The organism is Kitasatospora sp. NPDC054768 (genome assembly GCF_053612025.1).
On record NZ_JBSHBN010000121.1, the window covers coordinates 19,593 to 28,244 of the forward strand.

Here is an 8,652-nt window from a genome sequence, read left to right on the forward strand (position 1 = left end):
ATGTCAGGCCTCACAGGGTGTCGGGTAGGGGTTCGGCAGCAGGGTCACGAGGCGCCCAGTTCCTTGTCGATGAAGTCGAAGAGGTCGTCGTCGGTGGCGGTGTCCAGACCGGCCACCACGTCCGGCGACCCGGCCGCGGGAGCGCCGTCCTCGAAGCGGGCCAGCAGCGCCTGGAGGCGCCGGACCACCGTGATCCGCTCCGCCTCGGCCGCCTCCGCCAGCTCGGCCTCGATCCGCTCCACCCGGTCGGTGAGCGAGGCGGCCGAGGTGCGCGGCGGGGCGATCCGCCCGGTCAGGTACTCGGCGACCCGGGCGGCCGACGGCTGGTCGAACACCAGCGTCGCGGGCAGCCGCAGCCCGGTTCGGGCGGACAGCCGGTTGCGCAGTTCGACCGCGGTGAGCGAGTCGAAGCCGAGGTCGACGAAGCCCCGGTCGGGCGCGACGGCCTCCGCCGTGGCGTGCCCGAGGACCTGCGCGACGTCCGCCCGGACGGCGTCCAGGACGATCCGGGCCTGCTCTGCGGGGGTGCGGCCGGCCAGCTGCCGCGGCAGCGAGGGGCCGTCGGCGGCCGCGCTCGCCCGGCGCGGGCCGCCGGGCAGCAGTCCGCGCAGCAGGGCCGGGACGGCGCTGTCGGCGGTGCCCGGCCGGGCCGGCAGGTCGAGCCGGACCGGTACCAGGTGGGCGCGGTCGGTGGCCAGCGCCGCGTCCAGGAGCGCGAGGCCCTGTTCCGCGGTCAGCCCGTCGCCGAGCCGGGCGGCCCGGTCGCCGAGGTGCCCGGTCATCGCGCTGGCCTCCGCCCAGACGCCCCAGGCGAGCGAGAGGCCCGGCAGCCCGAGCGCCCGGCGCCGCGCCGCGAGGGCGTCCAGGAAGGAGTTGGCCGCCGCGTAGTTCGCCTGGCCGGGCGAGCCGAAGGTGCCGGCCGCCGAGGAGAACAGCACGAACAGGTCCAGGTCCGTCCCCGCGGTCAGCTCGTGCAGGTGGACGGCCGCGTCGGCCTTGGGACGGAACACGGTGGCGACCCGGTCGGGCGTCAGCGACTCGACCACGCCGTCGTCCAGCACGCCGGCGGTGTGCACCACCCCGCGCAGCGGGCGCTCCGCCGGGATCGCGGCGAGCACCCGGGCCAGCGCGTCGCGGTCGGCGGCGTCGCAGGCCACCACCTCGGCGCGAGCGCCGAGTGCGGCCAGTTCCGCCGTCAGTTCGGCGGCTCCGGGGCTGTCCGCACCGCGCCGGCTGAGCAGCAGCAGGTGCCGCACGCCGTACGCCGCGGCCAGGTGGCGGGCCACCAGTCCGCCGAGCACGCCGGTGCCGCCGGTGACCAGGACGGTGCCCCCGGGTTCGGCCGGCGCTCCCGTGCCGGGGCGCGCCGCGGTGTCGGCCGGCGCTGCGGCGCCGGCCCGCGCCCGGGCCAGACGGGGCACCAGCACCCGCCCGTCCCGGACCGCCAGCTGCGGTTCGGCACCGGTCGCGTACGGGTGCCAGGCGTCGTCCGCGGGGTCCGCGTCGACCAGGACGAACCGGTCCGGGTGCTCGGACTGGGCCGAGCGCAGCAGGCCCCAGACCGCCGCGCCGGGCAGGTCGCGCACCCGGCCGGCCGGGTCGACGGCGCCGGAGGTCAGCACCACCAGCCGGGAGGAATCGAACCGCTCGTCGGCGAGCCACTGCTGGACGGTCGCCAGCGTCTCGGAGGCCGCCCGGAGCGCGGCACCCGCGTCGCCGACGGTGTCGGCGGCGGCATCGGTGTCGGTGTCGGTGTCGGCGGCGGTGGCGTCGACGGCGGGACGGGCCACGAGGGGCAGCACCACCACCGGGGGTGCCTGCGCCCCGGCGGGCAGTCCCGCCAGCGAGTCGATCCGCTCGCCCGGCACCCCGGCCACGGCCGGCGTCTCGTCCCCGGCGAGCACCCACCACGCGGAGGCGTCCACCGGCGGCAGGATCGGCACGGGCGTCCAGTCGACCGCGAACAGCCAGTCCCGACCGGGCTGTCGACCGGTCTCCGGCAGCTGTTCGACGGCGGTCTCGCGGAGCACCAGCGAGTCGACGGAGGCCACCGGCGCGCCGATCCCGTCGGCGGTCCGGATCAGCACGCCGTCCTCGGTCGGGGTGACCGCGACGCGCAGCACCGTGGCGCCGGTGGCGTGCAGCCGGACGCCGGTCCAGGCGAACGGCACACGGGGCACCGGGCCACCGGCCTCGACGAAGCCGATCACGTGCAGCGCCGCGTCCAGCAGCGCCGGGTGCAGCCCGAACCCGGGCGCGGCCGCGGCCGCCTCCTCGGGCAGTGCCACCTCGGCGTAGACCGTCGCGCCCTCGCGCCAGGCCGCCCGGACCCCCTGGAAGGCCGGCCCGTAGCCGTACCCGCCCTCGGCGAGGGCCGGGTAGAAGCCGTCCAGCGCCAGTGGTTCGGCGCCCGGCGGCGGCCAGGCCGCGAGGTCGTACTCCTGCGCCGCGAGGTCGTGTTCCCGCGCCGCGCCCTCGGCGCCCAGGACGCCGGTCGCGTGACGCACCCACGGCGCCTCGCCCTCGTCCGGCCGGGCGTGGATCTCCACCCGGCGGTCGCCGTTCTCCTCCGGGGCGGCCACCCGCACCTGGACCTGCACCCCGCCGGTGGCCGGCAGGGGCAGCGCGGACTGCACCAGCAGCTCGCGCAGGATCGTCGAGCCGACCTGCTCCCCGGCCCGCAGCGCCATCTCCACGAACGCCGTCCCGGGCACCAGCACCCGGCCGAGGACGGCGTGGTCCGCCAGCCAGGGCTGGGTGGCGAGCGACAGCCTTCCGGTCAGCAGCACCTCGTCCCCGCCGGCCAGCGCGACCGTCGCGCCGAGCAGCGGGTGGTCCGCCGCGCTCTGGCCGACGCCGCCCACGTCGCCCACGCCGGTGGCGGGCTCCAGCCAGAACCTGGTCCGCTGGAAGGCGTAGGTCGGCAGCGGCACCCGGCGTCCGGCCGGCAGCACGGCCGGCCAGTCGACCTCGACGCCGGCCGCCCAGAGCCGGCCGAGCGCGCGCAGCGCCGTCCCGGCCTCCTCGGGTTCGCCGCGGCGCAGCGCCGGGACGAACACGCCCTCGGTGACGGACTGCTGGGCCATGCCGCACAGCACGCCGTCCGGGCCGAGCTCCAGGTGGCGGGTGACGCCACGGCCGGCCAGGTGCGCGATGCCGTCGGCGAACCGGACGGTGCCGCGCACATGGCGGGCCCAGTACCCGGGCGTCCGGATCTCCCCGGGGTCGACCACCGCGCCGGTCAGGTTGGAGACGATCGGGATCCGCGGCTCGGCGAAGGTCAACCCGGCCAGCACCTCGGTGAATTCGGCCAGCATCGGCTCCATCAGGGCCGAGTGGAAGGCGTGCGAGACGGTCAGCCGGCTCGTCCGGCGGCCCTCGGCCGCCCAGCGCCCGGCGAACTCCTCGACCACCTCCGTCGGACCCGAAACCACCACCGAGGTCGGGCCGTTGACGGCGGCGACGTCCAGCCGGTCACCGATCTCCGAACGCACCTCGGCCTCGGTGGCCTGCACGGCGAGCATCGCGCCGCCCTCGGGCAGCGCCTGCATCAGCCGGCCGCGCGCGGCCACCAGGGCGCAGGCGTCGGCGAGGGAGAACACGCCCGCCGCATGGGCGGCGGCCACCTCGCCGATCGAGTGGCCCAGCAGGAAGTCCGGGACCAGGCCGCAGGACTCCGCCCAGCGGTACAGGGCGACCTCGACGGCGAACAGGCCGGCCTGCGCCCACATCGTCCGGTCCAGGTCGACGCCCTCGAAGACCACGTCCTTGACCGGCCGGTCGAGCCACCGGTCCAGCTCCGCGCAGACCGCGTCGAACGCCGCCGCGAACGCCGGGGAGGCCTCGTACAGCCCCCGGCCCATCCCGGCCCGCTGCGCGCCCTGCCCGGTGAAGAGGAAGGCGAGTCGCCCGGGGCCGCCCGGGGCCGCCGGTGCCGCCTCCTCGGCCGCGAGCCGGTCGAGCTGGCGCAGCAGGTCCGCGCCGTCCCGTCCGACGGCGACGGCCCGGTGCTCCAGTTCGGCCCGGGTGGTGGCCAACGACCATGCCACGTCGGCCGGTTCGGGTGCGGGCGCCGCCGCGAGGTGGGCGCGCAGGGAGCGCGCCTGCTCACGCAGGGCGGCCTGGGTCCCACCGGAGAGCGGCCACACCACCGGGCCCTCGCCCATGGTCGTCGGCCCCGCCGGTCCGCGGCCCGCGCCGATCGGCTCCATCGGGCCGTGGCCCGTGGTGGTCGGCCCGGCCGGGCTCGGGGCGGACTCCAGGATGATGTGCGCGTTGGTGCCGCTGATGCCGAAGGAGGAGACGCCCGCGCGGCGCGGCCGGTCGGCCTCGGGCCAGGGGCGCGGCTCGGTCAGCAGCTCGACCGCCCCGGCCGACCAGTCCACGTGGTGGGTCGGCTCGTCCACGTGCAGGGTGGCGGGCAGGACACCGCGGCGCATCGCCTGCACCATCTTGATGACGCCCGCCACGCCGGCCGCGGCCTGGGTGTGGCCGATGTTGGACTTGATCGAGCCCAGCCACAGCGGCCGGTCGGCCGGCCGGTCCTGGCCGTAGGTCGCCAGCAGCGCCTGGGCCTCGATCGGGTCGCCCAGGCTGGTGCCGGTGCCGTGCGCCTCGACCGCGTCCACCTCGGCGGCGAGCAGCCGGGAGTCGGCCAGCGCCTGCCGGATCACCCGCTGCTGGGACGGCCCGTTGGGGGCGGTGAGCCCGTTGGAGGCGCCGTCCTGGTTGACCGCGCTGCCGCGGATCACCGCGTGGATCTCACGGCCGTTGCGCAGCGCGTCGGAGAGCCGCTCCAGCACCAGCACCCCGACGCCCTCGGACCACGTGGTGCCGTCCGCCGCCGAGGCGAAGGGCTTGCACCGGCCGTCGGAGGCCAGTCCGCCCTGCCGGTCGAACTCGGCGAAGATGTTCGGACCGGCCAGGACGGCCACGCCGCCGGCCAGCGCCAGCTCGCACTCGCCCCGCCGCAGCGCCTGCGCCGCCAGGTGCATCGCCACCAGGGAGGAGGAGCACGCGGTGTCCACCGTGACGGCCGGGCCCTCCAGGCCGAAGGTGTACGCCACCCGGCCGGAGACCACGCTCATCGAGGTCCCGGTCAGCAGGTAGCCCTCCGCGCCGGGCGGGAGCTGGGCGCCCACACCGTAGGTTGAGGCGTACGCCCCGACGAACACGCCGGTCGGGGAGCCGCGCAGCTCCGGGGCGACCAGTCCGGCCGCCTCGAAGGCCTCCCAGGAGGCCTCCAGCAGGATGCGCTGCTGCGGGTCCATCACCAGGGCCTCGCGCGGCGAGATCCCGAACAGCTCGGCGTCGAAGCCCGCGACGTCGTCCAGGAAGCCGCCGCGCGGAGCGTAGGACGCGTCCCCGACCCGCCAGCCGCGGTCCGCCGGGAACGGGGTCACCCCGTCGAAGCCCTCGGCCAGCAGCCGCCACAGCTGCTCGGGGTCGTTGGCGCCCCCGGGGTAGCGGCAGCTCATGCCGACGATCGCGATCGGCTCGTCGGCGTTCGCGGCGAGGACGGGCGCGGTCGGGGCGGGGGCCTGCGCCACCCGCTCGGACAGCGCCTCGGCGAGGTGGTCGGCCAGGGCGTCCGGGGTCGGGTAGTCGAAGACCAGGGTCGCGGGCAGCCGCAGCCCGGTCGCGGCGTTCAGCCCGTTGCGCAGTTCCACGGCGGTCAGCGAGTCCAGCCCGAGGTCCTTGAAGGCCTGCTTCGCACCGACCGCGTCCACCCCGGCGTGGCCGAGCACGGTCGCCACGTGGGCCCGCACCAGGTCCAGCAGGCGCGCACGGCGCTGCTCGGCGTCCAGGCCGCGCAGCTGCTCCAGCGCCGCGGCCCGGCCGCCGGCACCGCGCTCGGCGGCGCGGCTCCTCGGGGCCCGCACCAGGGCGCGGAACAGCGGGGGGATCCCGCCCGTCCGGGGCGCCCGGAGGTCGAGGGTCACCGGCAGGAGGTGCGGTACGGGCAGGGTGATCGCCCGGTCGAACAGGGCCAGGGCCTGCGCGGTGGGCATGCCCGAGCCGCTGCGTGCCGAGGAGAGATGACCGGTCAGCTCACTGGCCTGCTCCCACAGGCCCCACGCCAGCGACTGGCCCGCCCGGCCCGCAGCCGTGCGACGGGCCGCCAGCGCGTCCAGGAAGGCGTTCGCGGCCGCGTAGTTGGCCTGCCCACCCGAACCGAACGTCGCCGCCACCGACGAGTACAGCACGAACAACGGCAGCTCCAGATCCGCCGTCAACTCGTCCAGATTCAGCGCCGCATCCACCTTCGGACGCAGCACCGCCGCCAGACGCTCCGGCGTCAACGCACCGAACACCCCGTCGTCCAGCACACCCGCCGCATGCACCACACCCGCCAACGGACGGGCCAGACCGTCCAGCACCCGGGACAGAGCGGCCCGGTCGGCCGCATCGCACGCGACCACGTCCACCTCGGCACCCAACTCACCCAAACCGGCGAGCAGTTCACTCACAGCCGGACTGTCCGCACCACGACGACTCAACAGGGTCAGATGCCGCACACCGTGCACAGCCACCAGATGCCGGGCCAGCAACCCGCCCAGCGTCCCCGTACCACCCGTGATCAGCACCGTGCCATCGGCATCCAACTCCACCGGAGTCTGCGCCAGTTGCAGGGAAGAAGCCCGCACCAGACGCGGCACCGACACCTCACCACCCCGGATCGCCGCCTGCGGCTCACCACCGCCGACCACCCCCGGCCACAACCCCTCCGAACCACCCGCCGGATCCAGATCCACCAGCACGATCCGGTCCGGATTCTCCGTCTGCGCCGAACGCAGCAGACCCCACACCGCCGCCTGCACCGGATCGGCCCCACCAGCGGCAGGAACCGCAACCGCCCCACGCGTCAGCACCACCAGGCGCGAAGAGCCGAACCGCTCCTCCGCCAGCCACTCCTGCACCACACCCAGCACCCGGGCCGTCAGCGCATACACATCGCCCTCGACCGGCACCGGCAGCACCACCACCGGCGGCACCGCCAACCCACCGGCCTCCAACTCACCCACCAGGCCCGCCACATCGACGAACCCCCGCACACCGGCGACCTCACCGATCGCCACCCACTCCGACGAACCCACACCCTCCGCAACCGCCGGAACCGGCACCGGAACCGGCACCCAGTCCACCGCGAACAACGCCTCCGGCCCACCCTCACCGACCGGCCGAAGCGCCTCCGCCGAAACCTCCCGCAGTACCAGGGAGCCCACGGACGCGACAGGAGCGCCGAGTTCGTCGGCCGCCAGGATCGCCACACCGTCGGCCGCCGGACTCACCGCGACGCGCAGCGCGGACGCTCCGACGGCGTGCAACTGGACGCCGGTCCAGGCGAAGGGCAGTCGCGTCGCCCCACCCTCGGCCTCGACCAGGCCGCTGACATGCAGCGCCGCGTCCAGCAGCGCCGGGTGCAGACCGAAACCGCCCGCCTCACCCGCCACCGCCTCGGGCAGCGCGACCTCCGCGTAGACGGTCTCACCCACCCGCCAGGCCGCACCCAGACCCCGGAACACCGGACCGTAGCCGTACCCGACCTCGGCCAGAGCCTCGTAGAAACCCTCCAGCGGCAGCGCCGTGGCACCGGCCGGCGGCCAGGCGGCCAGATCGAACTCCGGCGCCCGCTCCTGCGCGGTCAGGGTTCCCACCGCGTGGCAGATCCACGGCGCGGTCCCACCGGCGTCCGGCCGGGCGTGGATCTCCACCCGGCAGTCGCCCTCCTCGCCCGGGGCCGCCACCCGCACCTGGAGGTGCACGCCGCCCTGCTCGGGCAGCGGCAGCGGCGCCTGGAGCACCAGCTCCTCCAGGACCGGGCGGTCGATCTGCTCGCCCGCGCGCAACGCCATGTCCACGAAGGCCGTCCCCGGCACCAGCGCCTGGCCCTGGACAGCGTGGTCCGCGAGCCACGAGTGGGTGGCGAGCGACAGCCGTCCGGTCAGCAAAAGGCCGTTGTCTCCGGCCAGTTGAACCGCGGCGCCGAGCATCGGATGGCCGGCCGACAGCTGGCCGACCGAACCGGCGTCGCCGGACCGGACGGCCGGGCGCGGCCAGTAGCGCTCGCGCTGGAAGGCGTACGTCGGCAGTTCGAGCCGTCGGCCGGCCGGCAGCACGGCCCGCCAGTCGACGTCCGCGCCGGCCGTCCAGAGCCGGGCCAGGGCGGTCAGCGCGGTGCCCGACTCCTCCCGCTCACGGCGCAGCAGCGGCGCGAACACGGCCTCGGCAACCGCCTGTCCGGCCAGGCCGCTCAGCACCGCGTCCGGGCCCAGCTCAACGTAGCGGGTGACGCCCTGGCGACGAACGGTGTCGACGCCGTCGGCGAAGCGGACCGCCTCACGGACCTGGCGGACCCAGTAGTCGGGGGTGGTGAGCAGGCCCGGCTCGGCGATCCCGCCGGTCAGGTTCGAGACGACCGGGATACGCGGCTCGGCGAAGGTCAACCCGGCCAGCACCGAGGCGAATTCGGCCAGCATCGGCTCCATCAGCGCCGAGTGGAAGGCGTGCGAGACCGTCAACCGGCTGGTCTTGCGGCCCTCGGCCTTCCAGCGGGCCGCGAACTCCTCGACCACCTCGACGGGGCCGGAAACCACCACCGAACGCGGCCCGTTGACGGCCGCCACGTCCAGGCGGTCACCGATCTCCGCC

The 8,652-nt window shown here is 76.1% G+C and carries 1 protein-coding gene and 1 pseudogene; both read right to left on the minus strand.

The features are described from left to right. Positions 1 to 44: 44 nt before the first annotated feature. Positions 45 to 2,051 (minus strand): type I polyketide synthase, encoded by a 2,007-nt coding sequence (locus ACWGKU_RS29030; RefSeq protein ID WP_452191629.1) that lies wholly within the window; start codon positions 2,049 to 2,051, stop codon positions 45 to 47. Then, positions 2,025 to 8,627, minus strand: a pseudogene (locus ACWGKU_RS29035) (SDR family NAD(P)-dependent oxidoreductase); the annotation flags it as partial. The gene ACWGKU_RS29030 and the pseudogene ACWGKU_RS29035, both read right to left, overlap by 27 nt. Between the last annotated feature and the right edge of the window lie 25 nt (positions 8,628 to 8,652).